The following is a 22,540-nucleotide window of genomic DNA, read 5'->3' as shown; positions in this document are numbered from 1 at the left end:
GCAACGAAGCGGCCGACGAAGTTGTAAACCTCGTCAAGCAGCGAGGCGGCGAAATCGTCCTCCATCAAGCGCGCCTCCTCTGCTGGCGCCACTCGATCGCGGCCTCGATGACATATGCCGGCAATTCCTCCCCGATGCTCGGCCGGCGCCGGCCATGCCATTCGGCGAGCAACGTGGCGGTGCCATCGTTGAGGCTGTTGAGCAGGCGGCAGGAATAGCCCTCGTCGTCCAAACGAAACGCGGCGTTCAACAGGTGGCCGCGCGCCATGCGCACATGTTGGACAACCGGGCTGGGGACAACTTGCGGGGAAGGTTCAGGCGCGGTATCATGATACCGTCGATTTAAGCCCCCGCCCGTCGACATTCCTGAATGCCCGGTCGCTGCCAAGGCGGCCGGGTTTCGGCTTTCATGGGGTGCGATTGTCATTCGACACCTCCAGTCCGAAATCGTGGTGGCGGATTGCCTGGATCGCTGCGGCGGCGTTGAGGCCGAACTTTTCACGCAACTCGACAACCGCCGGCCTTGGCCGCAGATGCTTCGGCGTCTCAGCCAACCATGCAGCCGCCGACAGGATCAATTCGATTCCGCGCTCGCCGGTCATCATGCGGCCTCCGACCTGCGGGCCGCGATGCGTTCGCGGATCCAGGCGTCGACCTCGGACTTGACGAAAGCGATCCGCTTGTCGCCGAGCGGTACCGGCTGCGGGAATTTGCCGACCGCTCGCTTCTCGTTGATGCTGGTGCGGGAGAGTGAGGTAAGCCGAGCAGCTTCCTTGATAGAAATCAGAGCAGCTTCGCCGTCCATTTTAGACCACCTTTCGCTTTAGTGCGGCGAGGTGGCCTTTATGGTCGCCACCGTCGTCGCTGTTGACGTTGATGGCTGTCTAATTTGCACACGCGACGAGGCGGCGCATCAAGTCATTCTAAAAAACTAGGAGCGTTCCGACGCCCTCTTTTCCAAAAAGGGGAGGATAGCTTTCACGATAGCTATGACGCCTTTGGGTTTTTCCCCCGCAGCATGCAGGATAATTTCCACCAGTTGACAGAGCGGACCTTTTGGCTTGGCGTTGATCGGGAGACCTACATCCTGGAGCATGCAACCGACATTGAAGGCCATCGGATAACTCGGCTTCACTTGGTGGCCTTGCGGTAGATGCTTGCGTCCACGAGGAAGAAGGGCATCAACGACCATCAATTTTTCATAGGTTTCGTCGAGAATATTGGAATGCTCCAAAAATTCCTGCTCCACCATTCGGCCAAGATTGTTTCTGTTCAGCCATTGAATTTCGGTCATCAGGCTGCGGACGGCTTCCTGCAATTTGGTATAACGTCTCTCTATCTCTACCGGTTCGGGCTGGGCCTTGGCCGCCGGCCGGTAGAGCATATAGTTTGTAAATTCGCTTTCGATTCGCTTAATCGGCACAGACGGCCATCTTCTCTCGATCTCGCACCTCGCATCGTCTGGAAATGACGGCACGAACCCGGCTGCGGGCTCGACGAGAAACTGCCTGGACATCAGCGCTTCCTCCCTATGACGACGACGTTCGCGCCGCCCTTGACCGTCGACACATATGCCGCCCAGGCATCCATCAACTTTCGCCGCTTCGCGATCGCCGAGCCGCGTCGATAGGCCTGTTCGGTCGCGTCCCCGACCTTGTGCGCCAGCGCCATTTCGGCGACGTCTCTCGGAAAGCTGGTGGCGTCGCCGCACCAATCTCGGAACGCCGAGCGGAAGCCGTGCACGGTGTAGTGACCGACATTGAGCCGGCGCATCACATAAGCCATCGCCATTCTGCTCAGAGGGTCACGCGGCGCCCGACCAGGGAAAACCATGTCGGAGAGCCGGTTCTCGTATTGGCTGCGCGCTATTTGGACAGCGCGGGCGCTGAGCGGCACCTCATGTTCTTTGCCAGCTTTCATTCGGCTGGCCGGTATAGTCCAAGTGGCAGCGGACAGGTCGATCTCGTCCCATTGCGCACCGAGAGTTTCGCCGCTGCGCGTGGCCGTCAGAATGCAGAACTCGAGCGCTCGCGCCGAAGTGCCCGCATCCGCGCGAAGCCGCTCCATGAAGCCCGGAAGGTCATTGTAGGGCATCGCCGCGTGATGCTCGCGGTCAAGTTTCGGACCATCGCCGAGAACGTGGTCCAAGTGTCCTTTCCACCGTGCTGGATTCTCGCCGTCGCGCAGGCCGATTGCCTTGGCGTAATCCAAAACCCTTTCGATGCGGCCACGAAGACGCTTTGCCGTCACATGCTTGCTCAACCATAGCGGCCGCAAAACTCTGACGACGGCGTCGGTCGTGACATCGGAAACGGGAAGCTTGCGGAGCGGAGCGGCATATTCGGTCAGCGTCATGCGCCATTGAGCGCGGTGCTCGGCGTTCCGAAACGTTGCTTCCTTCGTAGCCAGCAACTCGTCAGCGCATTCGCCAAAGGTCCGAGGCTTCACCAGCCGCCGCCGATACGCCATTTCCGCAGAGGGATCTCCACCGCTCTTGATGATCTCTCGCGCCTCGTCGGCGCGGGCTCGTGCGTCTGTCAGGCTGATCTTGCCGGAAAGGGTGCCGTAGGAGCCAAGGCCCAATTCCTTGCGGATGCCCTGCCTGATGTAAATGAACACCCAAGACCGGGAGCCTGACGATTGGACGTATAGCCATAGGCCATCGCCATCGCCATGCCGGCCTGGCGGGAGCCCTTTTATCTGGCTGTCGGTTCGCAGCTTGTGGCGAGCCATCCAGGTTTTTCCCTATGCGTTTTCCTAATGCGCGGCCTTGTCAACAAAGACGACATAGCGCAATATCGTCATGGGAATACGCCTTGGGATTAGGAAAAACAAGCCTTCGCTTGGCAGTAAAGACAGCATATTCAACAGGTTGACGGACTACCGAACCGGTCATGTCTTTTTCGGCGCGCACCCAATAACCGGTCGATGGGGTGCCGGCAAGCGCGCGCACGGCCAAGCCGCAGCCGTTCAGCCAGGGTGCGGCACCACCAGCACCTTGACCTCGCCGGGTGCCGGCGGATTGGCGATCACCGCTGCTGCGTCTTCGAGCCCCACCTGCCTGGAGATCAACCGGTCGATCTCGATTGCGCCCGATGCTATGAGCTCGGCGGCGCGGCGATGCGTGAAGGGATTGAGGAAGGAGCCGAGCACTTTCAATTCCCGGAACAGCAGATCGAATGGCTCGAATTCCGCTTTCATGCCTTGCGGCGTCACGCCGACGATGACGACCGTCCCGCCGGCGCGGGCCAGCCGCATCGACTGCTCGACGGTCTCCCGCACGCCCGCGCATTCGAAGACGACGTCGACACCGCCTGGCGCCAGGCCCGTTGGCCCGGCGACGGCATCGATGACATCGGCGGCGGTCGGATCGACCGTCGCCGTGGCCCCGAGATCCTCGGCGAGCGCGCGCCGCGAGGCCTGCCTGGTCGACAGGATGATGGTCGTGGCCCCCGCCAGACGCGCCAGCTGCACGGTGAGGAGGCCGATCACGCCGCCGCCAAGCACGGCCACCGAGCTGCCTGGCCTGATTTCGGCCAGGTCCACGCCATGCAGGCAACAGCCGAGCGGCTCGCAGAAGGCACCATGCGTCGGCTTCAGGCTGGCAGGCAGGATGAAAGCCTGCTTCTGCGGCAAGGCAAGATATTCGGCAAAGCCGCCATCGCGATGAATGCCGATGGCACGCAGGTTGCTGCAGAGGTTGACCCGCCCTGCATGACAGTGCGCGCAACGCCCGCAGGCGATGTTGGGGTCGCCGGTGACGCGGTCGCCCACGGCAAAGCCGGATACGGATTCTCCGATAGCCTCGACGATGCCGGAGAATTCATGCCCGGGCGTCACCGGCGGCGTGCACGGGAATTCGCCGTGGAACAGATGCCGGTCGGTGCCGCAGACGCCGCAGGCTTCAACGCGCACCAGAAGCTCATCCGGCCCGATGTCGGGCTTGTCGACCTCGCGCAGCGCGATGCTGCCCACCGCTTCCAACCGAACCGCTTTCATGATCTTGGCCATGCCGGTCTCAGTTGAAGCTTGGCGGTTGCGACAGGTCCGGCTGCGGAGCTGCCGGTTTGGCCGGCGGCGTGTCGCCGAAACTCGGTGGTTGCGACAGATCAGGGGCGGCAGGAGCCGCCGGCGCCGTACCGCCGTCGGCCGGCGGTGCGGCAAGCGGCGACAGGGCTGGTAGTTCCGGCACCTTGTAGTCGATCGTGCCGGGATCGACCACCGTGCCCTTGTAATGCATCACCATCTGCGGGAAGGCGATGGTCAGCCCGATCATGATCACCTGGATTAAGACGAAGGGCACCGCGCCCCAATAGATCTGTCCGGTGGTCACTGGTGCGATCTGTTTGCCGGTGATGCGGTCGAGATAGGGCACGCGCGCGGCGACCGAGCGCAGGTAGAACAGCGCGAAGCCGAACGGCGGATGCATGAAGCTGGTTTGCATGTTGACGCCCAGAAGCACGCCGAACCAGATCAGGTCGATGCCGAGCTTGTCCGCGGCCGGCGCCAGCAGCGGCACGATGATGAAGGCGAGTTCGAAGAAGTCGAGGAAGAAGGCCAGGAAGAAGACCAGGATGTTGACGCCGATCAGGAAGCCGACTTCGCCGCCAGGCAGCGAGGTCAGCAGGTGTTCGACCCAGATCTGCCCGTTGACGCCATAGAAGGTCAGCGAGAACACCCGCGCGCCGATCAGGATGAACAGCACGAAGGACGACAGCCGCGTCGTCGAGGCCAGCGCCTGCTTGACCACGTCCAGCGACAGCCGACCTTTTGCCGCCGCCATGATCAATGCGCCGACGGAGCCCATGGCGCCGCCCTCCGTCGGGGTGGCTATGCCGAGAAAGATGGTGCCCAGCACCAGGAAGATCAGTGCCAGCGGCGGGATCAGCACGATGATGACCTGCTGCGCCAGCCGCGACATCATGTTGATGTTCAGCCGCCTGTCGGCGATCGCGACGACATAGATCAGGATCACGCCGACGCAGGCGCCAAGAATATCGGCATTGTCGCCATGCGCCGGCGCCAGATAACGATATGCCGCATAGGAGATGGCCACCGTTACCGCCAGCGCCACCAGCAGCGACATCACACCATGGCCGAGCGTGCGCGCTTCCAGTGGCAGCGCCGGCATCATCTTGGGCCGAAAAATCGATACGATCAAAATGTAGAGCGAATACAGACCCGTCAGAACCAGGCCGGGAATGAGCGCGCCCGCATACATGTCGCCGACCGAACGGCCGAGTTGGTCGGCCAGAACGATCAGCACCAGCGACGGCGGGATGATTTGGGCTAGCGTACCCGACGCCGCGATGACGCCGGACGCCAGCCGGCGGTCATAGCCATAGCGCAGCATGATTGGCAACGAGATCAGCCCCATGGCGATGACGGATGCCGCCACCACGCCGGTGGTCGCCGCCAGCAGCGCGCCGACGAAGATCACCGCATAGGCGAGGCCGCCGCGGATCGGTCCGAACAGCTGGCCGATCGTGTCGAGCAGGTCTTCGGCCATGCCGGATCGCTCGAGCACGATGCCCATGAAAGTGAAGAACGGAATGGCCAGCAGCGTGTCGTTCGACATCACCCGGCTGCCGTAGAAATTGTCCGGAAGCGCATAGAGCAGCGGCCAGGCGAGGTTGATCGCGCCGCCCGAATATGGCGTCAAAAGCACGCCGATGCAGAAGAACATCAACCCGTTTGCGGCCAGCGAGAAGGCGACGGGATAGCCAATCAGCATGAACAGGATCAGCGACGCGAACATGATCGGCGCCATGTTCTGGGCGATGAACTCCATCACGAGCGCACCTCGTCGGCGAGCGCCTTGGCTTCCAGTTCGGCCTGCTCATGCGCGGAGACGAAGGGGTTGGGATCGTCCATGTCGCCGCGCATGATGGCGATCTTCTTGATGATCTCGGAAATGCCCTGCAGTGCCAGCAGGAAAAAGCCGGCCAGCAGGATGGCCTTGGCCGGCCAGACGATCAGCCCGCCGGAATTGTTGGACATTTCGCCGCTGTGGAACGACAGCCGGACATAGGGAACGAAATAGAACACCATCAACGTCACGAACGGCATCAGGAACAGGACATGGCCGAGAAGGTCGATCCAGTGCTGCACGCGGCGCGAAAACAGGCCGTAGACGATGTCGATGCGGATATGTTCGTTCTGCTTCAGCGTATAGGCGGCAGCCAGCATGAAGGCGGCGCCGAACAGATACCATTGCAGTTCCAGCCAGGCGTTCGAGGATATGTCGAAGATCTTGCGGATGATGGCGTTGGCGGCGCTGACCAGGATCGCCAGCAGGATCAGCCACGACACCCATTTGCCGATGAATTCGTTCGCGCGATCAATGGTCCTGGATAGAGCGAGAAGCCCTGCCATGCATTCCTCCCTGTGCCGGAGGCGTGCCAGCTTCCCCCCTCAGGTCCGTCACGCCGCGTGGTCCAACGGTATGCCGCGCGTGGCCGGACCGGTCAACAAGGATGGAGGCAGCAAAGGTCATCGCATCGGAGGGCAGGTCCGGATATTGGCGGTCTGCCCCCGCGTCATGCAACCAAAGTCTGATGGTTTCAGGCGATTTTGCTGGTGTCGCGGCCGGCGCCGATCAGCACCAGCATGGCGACCAGGAACAGATACATCCAGGCGTCGCGCCATTCGACCGGGAAATAGCCGGCCCAAAGCGATTCGGCCATGCCGAAGGCCGCCGCACCGAGCGCCGCGCGCGGCGGCGAGAGATAGCCGCCGACCGCGGTCACGAACAGGATCTTCAAGCCGTAGACGAGGCCGGAGCCGAAGCTGACATTGCCGTAATAGAGGCCGGCCATCACGCCGGCCAGCGCTGCGCAGAAACCGCCGAACAGCACGGCATGCCGGAACACCGCGCGCACGTCGACACCGCACATGGCGGCCGCCTTGGGATCGTCGGAGACGGCGCGCCAGTTCCGGCCGAAGCTCGAGCGGGCAAATGCCCACGCAGCCAGCACGATTGCCGCCAGCACCACCGCGCAGTCGATGATCTGGATGAGCGTCAAGGTCGCCTTGAAGGTTGCGTCCTGCGCGAAAACGACGGGCTGCGCCAGCATCGGCGGCAACCATAGATCATGCGTGTCGGCGGCGATACGGCTTGCCTCCGACAACAAAAGCAGGACGCCGAGCGTCGTCACCACGATCGCATTGGGCGAGCGGTCGGCCAACGGTTCGAAGACGCTGCGCGACAGCACGTAGCTGACCAGCCCGGCATAGAGGAAAGCCGCGACGACGCCGAGTGCCACCGCAGCCAGCAGCGTCAGCCACAGCACCTGATAGCCGAAGGCGGCGGTGAGGATCATCGTCTGGCCGCAAAAGGCAAACAGCGCGCCATAGGCGAGATTGGTGCGGTGCAGGATGCCGTTGGTCAGCACGTAGCCGAAGGCGAGCAGCGCGTAGAGCGCTCCCGAATGCAGCCCGTTCAGCACCTGCTGGAAGAAATAGAGCATGCAAAACCCTTGGACCATGCCGTCCGGAAGTAATGGTTGTGACGACGACATGTTCAAAAAAGCTGGGGGAACCGCATCCCCACCAAGGTTTGCATCGCGGAATCTAACTTGTCAAATGTGATTTATCGGTTAGATTTCGGGCATGACGGTATCCTGGACCCCGCACCGCTTCACCGGTGGCCTGCTTGCGCTCGACACGGCGAACACCGTGGTGCTGCGCGGCGATCCGGAGAAGACGTTCGACCGCTTCGATGATCCGGCCGAGATCGCCCGCTTTGCCGACGCGGCGAGCGGCTTTCGCGCCGCCGAGCTGGGCGACCGGCAACTGGCGGTATCGTCGCCGGTGGCAATCGCGCCCGTCGTGCTGTCGATCCGCGAGGCGACGGACCGGCTGTTTCGTGGCGCGGTGTCGAAAGGCACGGTTGCCACCGCCGATCTGCCCGGGTTCCTGAGCGCCTGCGCTGAGGGGCTGGCTGGCAGCCAGACCGAAATCGGGGCGCCGGGAAGGCCGTTCGGCGACCCGGTGACGCCGATCGCCTTCGAGGCGGCGCTGGCGGTTTCCGCCCTGTCGCTGCTGCGCGACGACACCGTCGCAAGGCTGCGGATCTGTCCCAACTGCACCTGGCTGTTCGTCGACAGAAGCCGCAATTCCAGCCGTCTTTGGTGCGACATGGCGGTATGCGGCAACCGTCAGAAGGCAAGTCGTCACTATCGCCGCCGCCGCATGGCGGCCAATGAGGTCAAGGATGCTTAGAAGTCTTTCCCGCTCGATCGTTGTCGGCGCTGCATTGATTGCCGCCGTTGCGCTCGGGGCCTGCCGCGATGCCGGCAACGACGAAGGCAAGCTGTTCGAGATTTCCGGCAAGATATTCGTCTTCAACTACCGTCTCGCCAGGGCAACCTATGTCGTCACGCTACGGCCGCTGCAGCCGATGGCGGACGGCCAGCTGGCGGTCGCCAGCTTCCAGGATCCCGCCGGCGGCGCGCCTTTGGTGGTCGAGCAGAAGGTCTGGCCGAAGCTCGACAAGGTGACCCTGGAGAGCCCGGCCCTGACTTGCGTCGTCAAGAACAAGCCCTATGCGATTGCCATCAGCATCAAGGGCGCCGATGGCGCGATCCTGCAAAAGATCGACACCACCTTGATGTCGACGGAGGACCAGTCAGTGCTGCCCGACCGGCCGCTGGTCATCGATCAGCTCTACACGGCCAATCCCGATCTCGTCGGCCATCCCGACGGCAAGTTGCCGGGCGAACCGAAGCCGGATTGCTCCAAAGGCATCTGACGCGCAGATATTTTAGTGCGCTAGGCAGCGTCCGTGGAGTGGTTACACACCCGATTCGTGATCGCCGCGGACCGTTCGTTGCGCGTTGCCTGGTACCTTCGATTTTGTTTGACCTGCCTTGCAAGGGGAGAAAGGATGCGTCATCCGACTCCGAACGTTGGCTGCCTGCTCCCACGTGGCCTCCGCAGAGGAAATGCCTGATGACGCTGCACGATGTCGCGCTCGACGACAAGTTCGACCTCGCAAAGGAGCGCATCTTCCTGTCCGGTGCGCAGGCGGTCATCCGCATGCTTCTGATGCAGCGCGAGCGCGACCGTCGCGCCGGCCTCAACACGGCGGGCTTCGTTTCCGGCTATCGCGGCTCACCGCTCGGCGGGCTCGACATGCAGTTGTGGAAGGCCAAGAAGCAGCTCGCCCAGGCCGAAATCGTCTTCCAGCCCGGCCTCAACGAGGAGCTTGCCGCCACCGCTTGCTGGGGATCGCAGCAGGCGGAACTGCTGGGCGAGGGCACCCACGATGGCGTCTTTTCGGTCTGGTACGGCAAGGGGCCGGGCGTGGATCGTTCGGGAGACGTGTTCCGCCACGCCAATCTCGCCGGCTCGTCCAAACATGGCGGTGTGCTCGCCCTGATGGGCGACGACCACATGGCCGAATCATCAACCAACGCGCACGCCACCGAATTCCTGTTCGTCGACACGATGGTGCCGATCCTCAACCCGGCCGGCGTCCAGGAGATCATCGATTACGGACTCTACGGCTTTGCCATGTCGCGCTTTGCTGGCACCTGGGCGGCGATCAAATGCGTCAAGGACAACATCGAATCGACGGCCTCGGTCGATGCCTCGCTCGAACGGCTGAACATCGTCGTGCCCGATTTCGACATGCCGCCCGGTGGCCTCAACATCCGCCACGAGATCGACATGCTCGGCCAGGAGGAGCGGCTGCATGAATACAAGCGCGCCGCTGCCTCCGCCTTTATCCATGCCAACGGGCTGAACCGCATCGTCTATTCGGGCGGCCGCAACCCGAAGCTCGGCATCATCACGCTGGGCAAGAGCTATCTCGATGTCCGCCAGGCGCTGGAGGACATCGGCATCGACGAGGCGGCCGCCAACCGCATTGGCGTACGGCTGTTCAAGGTTGGCTGTCCCTGGCCGCTCGACCTGCAGCATATCGCCGACTTTGCCCGCGGCCTCGACACCATCGTCGTCGTCGAGGAGAAGCGCTCGCTGATCGAGGTGCAATTGCGCGAAAGCCTTTACGGCACCGCCACGCAGCCGGTCATTGTCGGCAAGAAGGACGAGCGCGGCGACTGGCTGTTTCCGGCCAAGGGCGCGCTCGACCCCAACGAGATCGCCATCGCGCTTGGCGAGAGGATCGTGCGGACGATCGGTCCGTCCGAAGAAATCTCGGCGCGGGTGGCAAAGCTGCGCCAGTTCCAGGCGATGCTTGCGGATGCCACCGACATCGGCTCGCGCACGCCGTTCTTCTGTTCCGGCTGCCCGCACAATTCCTCGACCAAGGTGCCGGACGGCTCGATCGCCGCTGCCGGCATCGGTTGCCATTTCATGGCGCTGTGGATGGACCGCAACACCCTCGGCTTCACCGCGATGGGCGGCGAGGGCGCGCAATGGGTCGGCCAGGCGCCGTTCTCGAAGCGCGACCACATCTTCCAGAATCTCGGCGACGGCACCTACAACCATTCCGGCACGCTGGCGATCCGCTTCGCACTCTCGACCGACGCCAACATCACCTACAAGATCCTCTACAACGATGCCGTCGCCATGACCGGCGGCCAGCCGCACGAAGGCGGCCTGACCGTCGACATGATCGCCAGGCAAGTGCGGGCCGAAGGGATCGACCGCATCGCCATCGTCACCGATGAGCCGGACAAATATGTCGGCAAGGCCGAATTCCCGATCGGCGCCACCATCCATCACCGCGACGACCTCGATCTCGTCCAGCGCGAGCTGCGCAGCGTCAAAGGCGTGTCGGTGCTGCTCTACGACCAGACCTGCGCGGCCGAAAAGCGCCGCCGCCGCAAGCGCGGCACCTTTCCCGATCCCGACAAGCGGGTCTTCATCAACGAACTGGTCTGTGAAGGCTGCGGCGATTGCGGCGTGCAGTCGAACTGCGTCTCGATCCAGCCGGTCGAGACCGAATTCGGCCGCAAGCGCAGGATCGACCAGTCGAGCTGCAACAAGGATTTCTCCTGCGTCAACGGCTTCTGCCCGTCCTTTGTCACCGTGCACGGCGCCAAGATCCGCAAGGCCGAGGGTACGGCCGGTAAGGCCGACCCGCTCGACGGCGTGCCGACGCCCGCCGAATTCCCGCTTGGCGAGCAGGGCTGGGCGGCGATCATCGACGGTGTAGGCGGCACCGGCGTCGTCACCGTCGGTGCGGTGCTCGGCATGGCGGCCCATCTCGAGGACAAGGGCTGCGGCATGATCGACATGGCCGGCCTTGCCCAGAAGGGCGGCTCGGTGTTCACCCATGTCCGCATCGCCCGTACCCCTGACGACATCCATGCCATCCGCGTCTCGGCCGGCAAGGCCGATCTCGTGCTTGGCTGCGATCTCGTCGTGTCGGGCGCCAAGAAAGTGCTGACGGCGGTGCGCGAGGGCCACACCATCTTTCTCGCCAACACCGCCGAGATCATGCCCGGCGAATTTGCCCGGTCGGCCGATTTCTCGTTGCCGATCGAGCGTCTGAAGAAGGCGATCCGTGCCGCCGCCGGGGACGGCAAGGCGCATTTCTTCGACGCCACGCGCACCGCCACGACGCTGTTCGGCAATTCGCTCGGCGCCAACATGTTCATGCTCGGCTTTGCCTTCCAGCACGGCGGCTTGCCGCTGTCGGCCGAGGCTGTCGAGAAGGCGATCGAACTCAATGGCGAAGCCGTGGCGATGAACATCGCCGCCTTCCGCTGGGGCCGCCGTGCCGCCCATCAGCCGGATTTCGTGCGCGGCCTCGTCGCCCAGCCGGGCAAGACCGGGCAGGCCGCTGCGATCGCCGAGACGCTGGATGACATCATTGCCCGCCGCGTTGCTTTCCTGACCGCCTACCAGAATGCCGCCTACGGCAGGCATTATGCCGAAAGGATCGCCGTCCTGCGCACCGCCGAAGCCAAGGCCGTGCCCGGTTCGACTGCGGTGTCGGAGGCTGCCGCCAGGAACCTGTTCAAGCTGATGGCCATCAAGGACGAGTACGAGGTGGCGCGGCTTTACACCGATGGTTCCTTCGCCGCCGAATTGGGCAAGCAGTTCCAGAGTTACGAGAAACTCGAATTCCATCTCGCCCCGCCGATCATGGGCCGCCGCGGCAATGACGGCACACCGAGGAAATCGAGCTTCGGCCCCTGGATGATGAAGGGTTTTCGCCTGCTGGCGGCGATGAAAGGTGTGCGCGGCACCGCCTTCGACCTGTTCGGCTACACCGCCGAGCGGCGCATGGAGCGGCAACTTCTTGTGCAGTACGAGGCGGATCTGGACCTCGTCGCCAGATCGCTGGCGCCGGCCGGGGTCGATGCGGCAATTGCCCTGGCCTCGGTGCCGGCTCTCATTCGCGGCTATGGCCACGTCCGCCGGGCCAGCGCCGAAAAGGCGGCCGGCGAACGCAAAAGGCTGCTCGAACGTCTGTCGAACTCGCCGGAACGGCCGAAACTTCAGGCTGCCGAATGATCGATACGCCTTGTTTACCTGAAGTCTGGTTTCTCAGCCGATCCTGCATCTGCGCGCCCTCGGCAACCGAGCCGAAACCACTGTTCTAAGCCTTTCTTAAGGCGGACGTGGCATGACAGGGCTTAGCGTTGGGCCGACGAATGGGCAGGACAAAGACCGAAAACATCCCACCGGATGTTTATATCCAGTTTGTGAGGTCGTTGTTCGACAACGCCCACATGCTGGTGATTGGCGGCGTATGCTACTGGATCCTCGGATTCATGATCTACTTTCGCACGCACAATCCGTTGTTCCTGGCTTTCTCTTTTACTCTACTGTCCATCAGCCTTTTCCGCTACTTCGGCATTCGCGCCTTCCGCAAGGCGGGCGGTGTCATAGCCAATGTCGACGAGGCGCGGCGGTGGGAGCGCAACTACATCCTCAAGGGCAGCCTGCAGGGCCTCGGGTTGGGCGCGCTATGCTTCATTTCGATCTATGTGTACCCTGACCCCTTTGCCGAACTGGCCGCGACGTCGCTGGCCATTGCTACCCTGGTCACGGTTGTTGGCCGGAACTACGGATCTCCGCGCATGGTGCGGATTTTTTCCGTGACCTTCATTGGTCCGGCGGCACTAGCACTCTTACTGCGCATGGATGTCCCTTCGGTCGTTCTCGGGTTGATGATCATCCCGTTGACTTTCGTCACCATCAACAGCGCCGATCACGTCCGCGACGTGCTTTTCTCGGCCGTCATTGGCCACAAGGAAGCGAGGAAGCTCGCCCTCAGGTTCGATCGCGCCCTCAACACCATGTCGCACGGCCTTGTCATGCTCGGCCCCAACGGCCGGGTGGCGGTGGCCAATGCCGAGGCCGCGCATCTGATGTCGCTCAAGTCGCCGGATGCGCTGCTCGGGCGGTCGATCCACGGTCTGTTGATGCGCGGTGTCGCCGGCGGCATGCTGGCGCCGAAGGATTGCCGCTATATCGAAGCCCAGCTGACGCGCGCCCTGCGGGAAGGCCGCGATCGCAAGGTGCTGGTTTCCCTCGCCAACGGCCAGCACTATGAATTCTCGGCTCGCGAGGGCAGCCAGGAGCTGGGCGTCATCACCTTCGAGGACGTCACTGCCCGTGTCGAGGCGGAAGACAAGATCCGCTTCATGGCACGCTACGACAACCTCACCGGCCTGCCCAACCGCGCCTATTTCCACGAACTGGTCGGCGAGGCCATGGCGTCCGGCGACGGCGACCGTCTGTGCGGGCTGGCAGTGCTGGATCTCGACGATTTCAAGAGCGTCAACGACACGCTTGGGCACCCGATCGGCGACGGGTTGATCTACGCCGTGGCCGAGCGCCTTGCCGCCATTGCCGGGCAAGGCATCACGGTCAGCCGTTTCGGCGGCGACGAATTCATGATCTTCTTCGACCGCGTCGAGGACGAGAGCCATCTGACCGGCCAGCTCGACGAGACTTTCGCCGGCCTGCAGGGTGAGGTCGACGTCGCCGGTCACGGGCTGCGCATCCAGGCCAGCGGCGGCGCGGTGCTGTCGCGGGTCAAGGATACCGATGTCGACGCCATGATCGTCAAGGCGGACCTGGCGCTCTACAAGGCCAAGGAACTCGGCAAGAACAGCTGGCGGCTGTTCGAGGCCTCGATGGATGCCGCCTTCCGCAACCGCCAGCTGATGAAGGCGGATCTGCGCACCGCCGTGGAAAGCAAGGCCCTGCGGGTGGTCTATCAGCCGATCGTGGCGATGAACACCATGCGTATCGCCAGCTGCGAGGCGCTGTGCCGGTGGGATCATCCAGATCTCGGGCCGATCTCGCCCAGCATCTTCATTCCGCTGGCCGAGGAAATGGGCATCATTTCCGAGATCAGCACCTTCGTGCTGCAGGCGGCCTGCACCGAATGCGCCAAATGGCCGGACCAGACGAGCGTCTCGGTCAATCTCTCCGCCAAGGATTTCCGCAGCCGCGACGTCGTCCAGAAGGTTCGTGACGCGTTGATCAGCTCCGGCCTCGCCGCCGGTCGGCTCGAGATCGAGGTCACCGAAACGGCGTTGCTCGACGACAAGTCGCTGACGCGCCAGTACATCGAGGAGCTGAAGCAGCTTGGCGTGCGCATTGCGCTCGACGATTTCGGCACCGGCTATTCGAGCCTGAGCTACCTGCACAAGCTGCCGCTCGACAAGATCAAGATCGACCGTTCGTTCCTGATAGACGTCACTCAGAACAGCCGCTCACTCGAACTGCTCAAGGGCATTGTCAATCTGTCACGGCCGCTCGGACTTTCCGTGACCGTCGAAGGTGTAGAGACCTTCGAGCAGCTCAAGATCCTGGCCTTGCAGGTCAAACCGGATCTCGTGCAAGGCTTCCTCTTCGGCGCCGCGCTTAGTGCGTCGGGTATCGAGACGATGTCGAGTGCCACCTGGCCATTCGTCGCTGACCTGCGTCTCACCGGCAAGCGGACAGCCAGTTAGTATCCTGCTTTTCGAAGTTGGCCCTTGGCAGCCTCCTCCTCACGCGAGTTACTCATCAGTAGACATTTTCAAACGGACGTCCGGCCATTAACGTTAACAGAAGGTAAATCAACAATATCGGAATTTCAGCTTGTGTCTCATTTCAGCTCGAATAGCCTATCCGCAGGCGGAATTTTCGAGGACAGACAATGGATGCTGCACGGGCTGTATGGAGTGCGTCTGGCGGGGTCAGCACGGCTGGGGATTCGGTGTTGAACCGATCGATCATGCAACTGCTGGAGCATGTCGATTATCGCCTTATTACAGGAGGCGAGGACCTGGAGGCGATCTACCGACTTCGCTATAAATCCTACCTGCGCTCAGGCATGTGCGGTCCGATCGCCAGCGGTATGTTCGAGGATCGCTGGGACAATCTGCCCAATTCCTACCGGTTCGGTGTCTATTGCTATGGCGAATTGGTCAGCACGATCCGCTTCCATTACATTTCCAGCGAGCACCCGTATTCCCCCTCCGTCGATGCCTATCCGGAAATACTGAGCGAGCGACTTGCCCGCGGAGAAACCTTCATCGACGGAACCCGGTTCGCAACCGATCCCGACAGCGCGCCGGCGCCCGGAGTGCTGCCTTTTCTGACACTCAGGCTTGCCATGGTGGCCTCGCGCTACTTTGGCCAGGACTCGGTGCTTACGCCAGTCAAGCTCGAGCATTCCAATTTTTATTCCCGTTACTTCAATGCCGTGCAGAGGACTGAGGGCAAAGAGTTTCCCGGCGTTCTTACTCCGATCGCACTGTTCGAAATCCCTGCCGGCGAAAACATGCGCCTGACACTCGAACGGTTCCCATTCTTCAGGTCGACGCCGACCGAACAGCGGCTGATGTTTGCCAATCCGGCCATCAACCGACTGACACCCTTGTCCATCGTGCCGACAGCGAAATATTATCGCGAAGCCGCCTGAGGCCGCGCGATTTTGGCGAAGCGCCTGGAGCTTTCCGGCCACTTCCGCGTTCTGGATGACGTCAAGGGCGCTGCCGCGCCCCGGGCATCGCCGCGAAGTCTTTGAAGGAACCCGACATGCACATCTCGCAGCTCGCGCTCACGCCGCTCATCTCGCTGATCGCCGGCGTCCTGATTCTCATCATGCCTCGGCTGTTGAACTACATTGTCGCGCTCTATCTGATCGTCGTCGGTCTTCTCGGGCTTTTCCCCCATCTTGCCGGCTGAAGCGTCCGTCAGCCGGCGAAGAAACGCAGCGTCGCGGCGACGATCGCCTCGGGCGCATCTTCCTGCATGAGATGGTTGATGTCGCCGAAAATGTGAAATTATCACAGCGCGTTCAGTTCCGCTGACAGGGTCGCCGGTGCCGCCTGTGGTCGGGTTCGGGGAGCCGGCTTCAATTTTCCTTTGAGGCAGTTGTCGGCTGCGATGCGGCAATAGCGCCATTGCTCTCGGCTCGGCTTTTCGCTATGTGCCTGAAAGATGTCTTCGAAGGGGTATTGCTATGGCTGATCACACGCCGACCGGTCCTGTCGAACTGGGCGCGAAGATGGACTATGCCGAGCATGACCGCACCTATGCGGGCTTTCTCATGCTGGCCAAATACGGATCGCTCTTTTGCGGCGCCATACTCCTGGCGATGGCTTTCGGCTTCTTTGCGGGCGGCTTCTTTTCGGCGACCATCCTGTTCATTCTGATTCTGGCCGCCGGCGCCTTTATCCTCCGATAGATTTTTCCGACACCTTGTCCACGGCGCCGCCGCGAGGCCGGTCGGCGTCTTGCGGGAAACAGCGCCGGCCGAAAGGATCATGCGGTGGGACAGACGGTTTTCATCCCTCGTGAACTCGATGCCAACGAGCCGCGCGTAGCGGCTTCGCCTGACACGGTGAAACGGCTGGCGGGGCTTGGCTTCGATGTCGTCGTCGAGACCGGTGCCGGCACGAGGTCGCGCATCCCCGACGAGGAGTTCGCCAAGGCCGGTGCCGCCATCGGCAAGGCCGGCGATGTCGCCAAGGCCAATGTGGTGCTGAAGGTCCGCCGGCCGACGGATACTGAGCTGAAGGGCTACAAGCCCGGTACGGCTGTCATCGCCATCATGGATCCCTATGGCAATGACGCCGCCGTGGCGGCCCTGGCCAAAGCCGGCGTCACCGCCTTCTCGATGGAGTTCATGCCGCGCATCACCCGGGCGCAATCGATGGACGTGCTGTCTTCGCAGGCCAATCTCGCCGGCTACCAGGCGGTGATCGACGGCGCTTCGGAGTATGATCGCGCCTTGCCGATGATGATGACGGCGGCGGGCACGGTGCCGGCGGCGAAGGTCTTCATCATGGGCGTCGGCGTCGCCGGCCTGCAGGCGATCGCCACCGCGCGTCGCCTCGGTGCGGTCGTCACCGCCACCGACGTGCGCCCCGCCGCCAAGGAACAGGTCGCCTCGCTCGGCGCAAAATTCCTGGCGGTCGAGGACGACGAATTCAAGGCGGCCGAGACGGCAGGCGGCTACGCCAAGGAAATGTCGAAGGAATATCAGGCCAAGCAGGCGGCACTCACCGCCGAGCACATCGCCAAGCAGGACATCGTCATCACGACGGCGTTGATCCCCGGCCGGCCGGCGCCGAAGCTGGTGTCGGCGGCCATGGTCGCCTCGATGAGGCCGGGCTCGGTGCTCGTCGATCTGGCGGTCGAGCGCGGCGGCAATGTCGAGGGCGCTGAAGCCGGCAAGGTCGTCACCACGGCCAACAACGTCAAGATCGTCGGCCATCTCAATGTGCCGGGCCGCGTCGCCGCATCCGCCTCGCTGCTTTACGCCAGGAACCTGTTCGCTTTCCTCGAGACGCTGGTCGACAAGACCACCAAGACGCTTGCCATCAACCGCGATGACGACCTGGTCAAGGCAACGATGCTGACCGATGGCGGCAAGGTGGTCCATCCGGCCTTCGCCAAGGCCGACCAGCAGCCTCATGTCGAACCCGCCGCGATCCCGGCCACCACCATGGTCGCCGATGCTTCGGCCAAACCGGCTGCAAAGAAGGCCGCGCCCAAGAAACCGGCCGCACCCAAGTCGCCCTCGTCGAAGTCGAAAGGCATTGCGTGATGGATCAGACCCTGCAGAAAGCCCTCGACCAGCTCGACCAGGCCTCCGCCGCCGTTCGGCTGGCGGTACAGAACATGGCGACCGCGCCCGGCGGCGCCGAGGCGGCCGGTGATGCAGCGCATGCGCTGTCGGGCGGTGCCATCGATCCCTTTGTATTCCGCTTCGCCATCTTCGTGCTGGCGATCTTCGTCGGCTACTACGTCGTCTGGTCGGTGACCCCCGCTTTGCACACGCCGCTGATGGCCGTCACCAACGCCATCTCCTCGGTCATCGTCGTCGGCGCCCTGCTTGCCGTCGGCATCGCCGCCTCCGGCATTGCCGCCGGCTTCGGCTTCGTCGCGCTGATGCTGGTGTCGGTCAACATCTTCGGCGGTTTCCTCGTCACCCAGCGCATGCTGGCCATGTACAAGAAGAAGGACAAGTAGAGCGCCATGAACGCCAACTTCGCGTCCTTCCTTTATCTGGTTTCCGGCGTCCTGTTCATCATGGCGCTGCGTGGCTTGTCGCATCCGACCACCAGCCGCCAGGGCAACCTCTACGGCATGATCGGCATGGGCATCGCCATCGCCACCACGCTGGCGCTGGCAACCCCGTCGGCCGGCCGTTTCGGCTTGATCGTGCTTGGCCTTGCCATTGGCGGCGGCGTCGGCGCCATCACCGCGCGCCGCATCGCCATGACCTCGATGCCGCAGCTGGTCGCGGCCTTCCACTCGCTGGTCGGTCTTGCCGCCGTCATGGTGGCCGCCGCGGCCATCTATGCGCCGGAAAGCTTCGGCATCGGCACGGCCGGCGACATCCATGCCCAGGCCCTGATCGAGATGAGCCTTGGCGTCGCCATCGGCGCCATCACCTTCACCGGCTCGGTCATCGCCTTCCTCAAGCTAGACGGACGCATGTCGGGCAAGCCGATCATGATCGGCGGCCGCCACTTCATCAACGCCGCGCTTGGCATCGCGCTCATTGTGTTGATCGTGCTTCTGGTCACGACGGAATCGAAGCTGGTGTTCTGGCTGATCGTCGCGGCATCGCTGGTGCTGGGTATCCTGCTGATCATCCCGATCGGCGGCGCCGACATGCCGGTCGTCGTCTCGATGCTCAACTCCTATTCCGGCTGGGCAGCGGCCGCCCTTGGCTTCACGCTCGGCAACTTGGCGCTGATCATCACCGGCGCGCTGGTCGGCTCGTCCGGCGCGATCCTGTCCTACATCATGTGCAAGGGCATGAACCGCTCGTTCATCTCGGTCATCCTCGGCGGCTTCGGCGGCGAGACGGCGGCAGCGGCCGATGACGGCATCGAGCGCACGGTCAAGCAGGGTTCGGCCGACGATGCGGCCTATCTGATGATGAACGCGCAGAAGGTCATCATCGTGCCCGGCTACGGCATGGCGGTGGCCCAGGCGCAGCATGCGCTGCGCGAGATGGCCGACAAGCTCAAGGCCAACGGCGTCGACGTCAAATATGCGATCCACCCCGTCGCCGGCCGCATGCCGGGCCACATGAACGTGCTCTTGGCCGAGGCTAACGTGCCCTACGACGAGGTGTTCGAGCTCGAGGACATCAACTCCGAGTTCGCGCAGGCCGATGTCGCCTATGTCATCGGTGCCAACGACGTCACCAACCCGTCCGCCCGCGATGACAAGTCCTCGCCGATCTACGGCATGCCGATCCTCGACGTCGACAAGGCCCGCACCTGCCTGTTCGTCAAGCGCTCGCTCGGCTCCGGCTATGCCGGCATCGACAACACGCTGTTCTACAAGGACGGCACCATGATGCTGCTCGGTGATGCCAAGAAGATGACCGAAGAGATCGTCAAGGCTATGGATCACTGATCAGCGGATCAGCACTGAGATGCGCCAAGAAACGCCCGGCCTCGCGCCGGGCTTTTTCTTGGCTTGACGGCGGTTTCGGGGCTACGATGACGAATGCCCGTCCCGTCGACGGGATTGTCGTCAACGGAGACGTTGGTGCCCGACCCCATCGCATCACAGGCCACCCCAAAAGCGCCGCGCAAGCTCAGCCAGGCGGTGGTGATCGTGCATGGCATGGGCGAACAGCGGCCCATGGATACGCTGCGGGGCTTTGTCCAGGCGGTCTGGAGCCATGACCCCGCCCGTGCACCGTTCTATGCCCATGTCGCCGATCCGGCCGACCCCGCCGGCGCTAAGATCAACCAGAGCTGGATCACACCCGACAGCCGGACAAATTCGTATGAGCTTCGCCGCATCACGACACCTTACGATGTCGATGGCCGTCGCACCGATTTCTACGAGCTTTACTGGGCCGACATCACGCAAGGCACCACACGGGGCCGGCTCGCGGCCTGGGTGACGAACCTGCTGTGGCGCAAGCCCGCCGACATTCCGCGCGACGCCCGCAAGCTCTATCTCGTCACCCTCTTTGCGGTCATCGTCGTCCTGTGCGCGACGCTGGCGCTGGCGACGTCGGTTTGGCAAGGCTACGTGTCCTGGGCCGCCGGCGTGCTCGTCACGATCCTGGCCTCATTCGTCATCTGGTCGGTCGACCGGTTCGGCCTTCCCTATTTCGGCGATGTCGCCGCCTATGTGCGCGCGGAAGCGGCGACAGTCGAGAAGCGCGCGCTGATCCGCGAGCGCGGCCTCAGGCTGCTGAAGCGCCTGATGTTGGACGATACCTACGACCGGATCGTGCTCGTCTCGCACAGTCTGGGATCGATGATCGCCTATGATCTCTTGCAGATATTGTGGGCCGATTTCAGACCCCGAAACCTGGAGGCCATCCGCGACAAGGCGAAACTGAAAGCGATCCGCGCCATCGACAAGGCGACACTCAGTTCCGGCGGTTCCGCGTGGCCGGATAGACTGGACGACCTCGCCGGTTTGCAGGGTGATCAGTGGGAGCTCTACCGACAGCTGCGCACGAAAGACGCCGACCATCCGCTGCCATGGAAGATCAGCGATTTCGTCACGCTCGGCAGTCCGCTGACCCACAGCGAGTTTCTGGTGACGTATGACCTCGCCGAGTTCCGGCGCGGCATCGCTGAGCGGCTGTTCTCAGCCTGTCCGCCAATCGCCGAAGGGGCCGCAGCCGGAGGCACTATCCTCTATCAGGAAGGGCGCAGTCCTTCAGGCAAACCGCAACGGGCGGTGCATCATGGCGCGGTGTTTGCCGCAACGCGATGGACCAACATCTTCGACAGGGGCAATGGCTGGCTGACCGGCGACCCGATTTCCGGACCGATGACCGAGAATTTCGGCCCCGGCGTGGAGAATGTCCAGGTCGAGCTGCGCGGCTCCCTCGGCCGCATCTTCACGCACACGCTCTATTGGTCGCTGGCGGCAACCGGCGTCGAGGTCGCCGCGTCGGCCGGCGTTGTGCCGCGCACGCATCTTGCCGTGCTGCGCGACGCTGTCGATCTTGGCCGGAAGCTGGAGCCGAGCCAAGCGCCGGCGACTGCCAAACGATAAGAACAGAGAGATCCCACCGCACTGCATGGCAATTCAAACAGAAATCCACTCCGGGCTTGGCCCGGAGTGGATTGATTTGTTTCGCCCCAAAATCAGCGGCCGGTCAGGAACACCGCCTCCTCGTCGTCGCGCTGCCTGCCGCCGAGGGCCGCCGCAGCACTTGCGATGAAGGCGCCGATGGCCAGCGACAGCGCACCAAGCAGCGCAAAGGTCGCGCTGCCCTTCCTGGCGGCGTCGGCGGTCTGCTGTGCCTTGACCTTGGCGTCCTGAGCCTTGGCAAGGATCGCGTCGACCCGCGCCTTGGCATCTGCCTCCGAAAGGCCGGTGCGGGCAGCGACCAGTTGCGACAGATAGGTCTTGTCGTCGGCCGAAATCTCTCCTGCCGCAGCGCCGGCGATCAGGATGCGCGAGGCTTGCCCGACCGCGGCGGCATCACTGTCCGGATTGGCTACTGCGAGCTTGCCCGCATCGGCCGGGCGGAACAGCGAATCCACCAGATAAGACGTCGCATTGTCGGTCGAAGCGCCGCCGGCGGAGGCACCGGCCGACGCGCCCATGACGGCACCCGAAGCGACGGTCGAGACCGCCTGCACGCCTGACCCCAGCGCAGCGGAGAGGGCCGAGCCAAGCACCCCGACGACGAGCAAGGTGGCCAACGCCCAAGCGAGGAAGCCGTGGGCGGTGTCGCGGAAATAGACCTCGTCGGTATGGATGCCGACCCATTTGGTGCGCAGGCGCCCTGCAAGGTAGCCGCCGACACCGGAGGACAGCCATTGCACGACGATCAGCCAGATCGCGGTGGACACCGCGAAGGTGGTGACCGACGCGCCTGAGCCCGCCCAGGGTGACACCATGGTGAGACCTAGCCCTGAGCCGAGCAGCATCAGGATCAAGGTCAATGTCGAGGCCGCGAAGGCACCGGCGATGATCGGTCCCCAGCTGACGGCAGGAGTGGAGGATTCAGTGGAAGCGGAAACGTCGACAGCCGATAGGGTGGACTGCATGAATTTCCCCCTACCGTACGAAAAGCATGATCAAAATGATGATTGGAATCGGGATTCCAAGTAGCCAGAGCAAGATACCGCGTCCCATGAAGGCCTCCTGTCAGAAATTGTGATCG

The 22,540-nt window shown here is 63.1% G+C and carries 21 protein-coding genes; 11 read left to right on the top strand and 10 right to left on the bottom strand.

Annotated features, from left to right (window positions below; translation table 11 throughout):
* Positions 1-64 precede the first annotated feature (64 nt).
* The 9 genes from AC07FD_RS05920 to AC07FD_RS05880 form a co-directional block, all read right to left on the bottom strand.
* Positions 65-268, bottom strand: a complete 204-nt coding sequence (locus AC07FD_RS05920; protein ID WP_478349068.1) for a hypothetical protein — start codon at positions 266-268, stop codon at positions 65-67.
* A gap of 139 nt (positions 269-407) precedes the next feature.
* Positions 408-602: a hypothetical protein gene (locus AC07FD_RS05915; protein WP_478349067.1), complete on the bottom strand. Its 195-nt coding sequence runs from the start codon at positions 600-602 to the stop codon at positions 408-410.
* A complete protein-coding gene (locus AC07FD_RS05910) occupies positions 602-805 on the bottom strand; it encodes a helix-turn-helix transcriptional regulator (RefSeq protein WP_478349066.1) in 204 nt (67 codons plus the stop codon). The genes AC07FD_RS05915 and AC07FD_RS05910 overlap by 1 nt, the downstream gene beginning before the upstream one ends.
* Before the next feature lie 126 nt (positions 806-931).
* Positions 932-1,516 carry a hypothetical protein gene (locus AC07FD_RS05905; RefSeq protein ID WP_478349065.1) on the bottom strand — a complete coding sequence of 195 codons (585 nt, stop codon included), beginning with the start codon at positions 1,514-1,516 and terminating at the stop codon, positions 932-934.
* A complete protein-coding gene (locus tag AC07FD_RS05900) occupies positions 1,516-2,733 on the bottom strand; it encodes a tyrosine-type recombinase/integrase (RefSeq protein WP_478349064.1) in 1,218 nt (405 codons plus the stop codon). The genes AC07FD_RS05905 and AC07FD_RS05900 overlap by 1 nt, the downstream gene beginning before the upstream one ends.
* Before the next feature lie 237 nt (positions 2,734-2,970).
* A complete protein-coding gene (locus AC07FD_RS05895) occupies positions 2,971-3,999 on the bottom strand; it encodes a zinc-dependent alcohol dehydrogenase family protein (protein WP_478349126.1) in 1,029 nt (342 codons plus the stop codon).
* Between the two features lie 19 nt (positions 4,000-4,018).
* A complete protein-coding gene (locus AC07FD_RS05890) occupies positions 4,019-5,794 on the bottom strand; it encodes a TRAP transporter large permease (RefSeq protein ID WP_478349063.1) in 1,776 nt (591 codons plus the stop codon).
* Positions 5,791-6,375: a TRAP transporter small permease subunit gene (locus AC07FD_RS05885; protein WP_478349062.1), complete on the bottom strand. Its 585-nt coding sequence runs from the start codon at positions 6,373-6,375 to the stop codon at positions 5,791-5,793. The genes AC07FD_RS05890 and AC07FD_RS05885 overlap by 4 nt, the downstream gene beginning before the upstream one ends.
* Before the next feature lie 188 nt (positions 6,376-6,563).
* Positions 6,564-7,469, bottom strand: a complete 906-nt coding sequence (locus AC07FD_RS05880; RefSeq protein ID WP_478349061.1) for a branched-chain amino acid ABC transporter permease — start codon at positions 7,467-7,469, stop codon at positions 6,564-6,566.
* A 142-nt stretch (positions 7,470-7,611) separates the two neighbouring features.
* On the opposite strand from AC07FD_RS05880, the gene AC07FD_RS05875 reads away from it, so the two are divergent.
* The 11 genes from AC07FD_RS05875 (at position 7,612) to AC07FD_RS05825 (ending at position 21,420) form a co-directional block, all read left to right on the top strand.
* A complete protein-coding gene (locus AC07FD_RS05875; protein ID WP_477225156.1) occupies positions 7,612-8,223 on the top strand; it encodes a CGNR zinc finger domain-containing protein in 612 nt (203 codons plus the stop codon).
* The gene (locus tag AC07FD_RS05870) at positions 8,216-8,752 is read left to right on the top strand and encodes a hypothetical protein (protein WP_478349060.1); all 537 of its coding nucleotides are present in this window, start codon (positions 8,216-8,218) and stop codon (positions 8,750-8,752) included. Before AC07FD_RS05875 ends, AC07FD_RS05870 begins: the two co-directional genes overlap by 8 nt.
* Before the next feature lie 200 nt (positions 8,753-8,952).
* Positions 8,953-12,432 (top strand): indolepyruvate ferredoxin oxidoreductase family protein, encoded by a 3,480-nt coding sequence (locus AC07FD_RS05865; RefSeq protein WP_478349059.1) that lies wholly within the window; start codon positions 8,953-8,955, stop codon positions 12,430-12,432.
* A gap of 140 nt (positions 12,433-12,572) precedes the next feature.
* The gene (locus AC07FD_RS05860) at positions 12,573-14,888 is read left to right on the top strand and encodes a putative bifunctional diguanylate cyclase/phosphodiesterase (protein ID WP_478349058.1); all 2,316 of its coding nucleotides are present in this window, start codon (positions 12,573-12,575) and stop codon (positions 14,886-14,888) included.
* A 248-nt stretch (positions 14,889-15,136) separates the two neighbouring features.
* Positions 15,137-15,844 (top strand): N-acyl amino acid synthase FeeM domain-containing protein, encoded by a 708-nt coding sequence (locus AC07FD_RS05855; protein WP_478349125.1) that lies wholly within the window; start codon positions 15,137-15,139, stop codon positions 15,842-15,844.
* Between the two features lie 116 nt (positions 15,845-15,960).
* Positions 15,961-16,110, top strand: coding sequence for a DUF3096 domain-containing protein (locus tag AC07FD_RS05850; protein WP_019862764.1), 150 nt, complete (start codon positions 15,961-15,963; stop codon positions 16,108-16,110).
* 277 nt (positions 16,111-16,387) lie between these two features.
* Positions 16,388-16,612, top strand: a complete 225-nt coding sequence (locus tag AC07FD_RS05845; protein WP_095082965.1) for an aa3-type cytochrome c oxidase subunit IV — start codon at positions 16,388-16,390, stop codon at positions 16,610-16,612.
* Positions 16,613-16,696: 84 nt separating this feature from the next.
* Complete coding sequence (locus AC07FD_RS05840; protein WP_478349057.1) at positions 16,697-17,977, top strand: Re/Si-specific NAD(P)(+) transhydrogenase subunit alpha; 1,281 nt, start codon at positions 16,697-16,699, stop codon at positions 17,975-17,977.
* Complete coding sequence (locus tag AC07FD_RS05835; RefSeq protein WP_091581083.1) at positions 17,977-18,402, top strand: proton-translocating transhydrogenase family protein; 426 nt, start codon at positions 17,977-17,979, stop codon at positions 18,400-18,402. The genes AC07FD_RS05840 and AC07FD_RS05835 overlap by 1 nt, the downstream gene beginning before the upstream one ends.
* A gap of 6 nt (positions 18,403-18,408) precedes the next feature.
* Positions 18,409-19,806 carry an NAD(P)(+) transhydrogenase (Re/Si-specific) subunit beta gene (locus AC07FD_RS05830; protein WP_477412994.1) on the top strand — a complete coding sequence of 466 codons (1,398 nt, stop codon included), beginning with the start codon at positions 18,409-18,411 and terminating at the stop codon, positions 19,804-19,806.
* A gap of 135 nt (positions 19,807-19,941) precedes the next feature.
* A complete protein-coding gene (locus AC07FD_RS05825) occupies positions 19,942-21,420 on the top strand; it encodes a hypothetical protein (protein ID WP_478349056.1) in 1,479 nt (492 codons plus the stop codon).
* A 92-nt stretch (positions 21,421-21,512) separates the two neighbouring features.
* Here the strand turns inward: AC07FD_RS05825 and AC07FD_RS05820 are convergent, their stop codons facing one another.
* A complete protein-coding gene (locus AC07FD_RS05820) occupies positions 21,513-22,424 on the bottom strand; it encodes a hypothetical protein (RefSeq protein ID WP_478349055.1) in 912 nt (303 codons plus the stop codon).
* Positions 22,425-22,540: the final 116 nt, after the last annotated feature.

Source organism: Mesorhizobium waitakense (assembly GCF_056431085.1).
The sequence above is the reverse complement of the archived record's forward strand: the minus strand, read 5'-3'. Positions and strand labels throughout refer to the sequence as shown.

Coding starts and splice junctions, on each gene's coding strand:
- AC07FD_RS05920 (WP_478349068.1), bottom strand. CDS start 268: ATGGCGCGCGGCCACCTGTTGAACGCCGCGTTTCGTTTGGACGACGAG.
- AC07FD_RS05915 (WP_478349067.1), bottom strand. CDS start 602: ATGACCGGCGAGCGCGGAATCGAATTGATCCTGTCGGCGGCTGCATGG.
- AC07FD_RS05910 (WP_478349066.1), bottom strand. CDS start 805: ATGGACGGCGAAGCTGCTCTGATTTCTATCAAGGAAGCTGCTCGGCTT.
- AC07FD_RS05905 (WP_478349065.1), bottom strand. CDS start 1,516: ATGTCCAGGCAGTTTCTCGTCGAGCCCGCAGCCGGGTTCGTGCCGTCA.
- AC07FD_RS05900 (WP_478349064.1), bottom strand. CDS start 2,733: ATGGCTCGCCACAAGCTGCGAACCGACAGCCAGATAAAAGGGCTCCCG.
- AC07FD_RS05895 (WP_478349126.1), bottom strand. CDS start 3,999: ATGAAAGCGGTTCGGTTGGAAGCGGTGGGCAGCATCGCGCTGCGCGAG.
- AC07FD_RS05885 (WP_478349062.1), bottom strand. CDS start 6,375: ATGGCAGGGCTTCTCGCTCTATCCAGGACCATTGATCGCGCGAACGAA.
- AC07FD_RS05880 (WP_478349061.1), bottom strand. CDS start 7,469: ATGCTCTATTTCTTCCAGCAGGTGCTGAACGGGCTGCATTCGGGAGCG.
- AC07FD_RS05875 (WP_477225156.1), top strand. CDS start 7,612: ATGACGGTATCCTGGACCCCGCACCGCTTCACCGGTGGCCTGCTTGCG.
- AC07FD_RS05870 (WP_478349060.1), top strand. CDS start 8,216: ATGCTTAGAAGTCTTTCCCGCTCGATCGTTGTCGGCGCTGCATTGATT.
- AC07FD_RS05865 (WP_478349059.1), top strand. CDS start 8,953: ATGACGCTGCACGATGTCGCGCTCGACGACAAGTTCGACCTCGCAAAG.
- AC07FD_RS05860 (WP_478349058.1), top strand. CDS start 12,573: ATGGGCAGGACAAAGACCGAAAACATCCCACCGGATGTTTATATCCAG.
- AC07FD_RS05850 (WP_019862764.1), top strand. CDS start 15,961: ATGCACATCTCGCAGCTCGCGCTCACGCCGCTCATCTCGCTGATCGCC.
- AC07FD_RS05845 (WP_095082965.1), top strand. CDS start 16,388: ATGGCTGATCACACGCCGACCGGTCCTGTCGAACTGGGCGCGAAGATG.
- AC07FD_RS05835 (WP_091581083.1), top strand. CDS start 17,977: ATGGATCAGACCCTGCAGAAAGCCCTCGACCAGCTCGACCAGGCCTCC.
- AC07FD_RS05830 (WP_477412994.1), top strand. CDS start 18,409: ATGAACGCCAACTTCGCGTCCTTCCTTTATCTGGTTTCCGGCGTCCTG.
- AC07FD_RS05820 (WP_478349055.1), bottom strand. CDS start 22,424: ATGCAGTCCACCCTATCGGCTGTCGACGTTTCCGCTTCCACTGAATCC.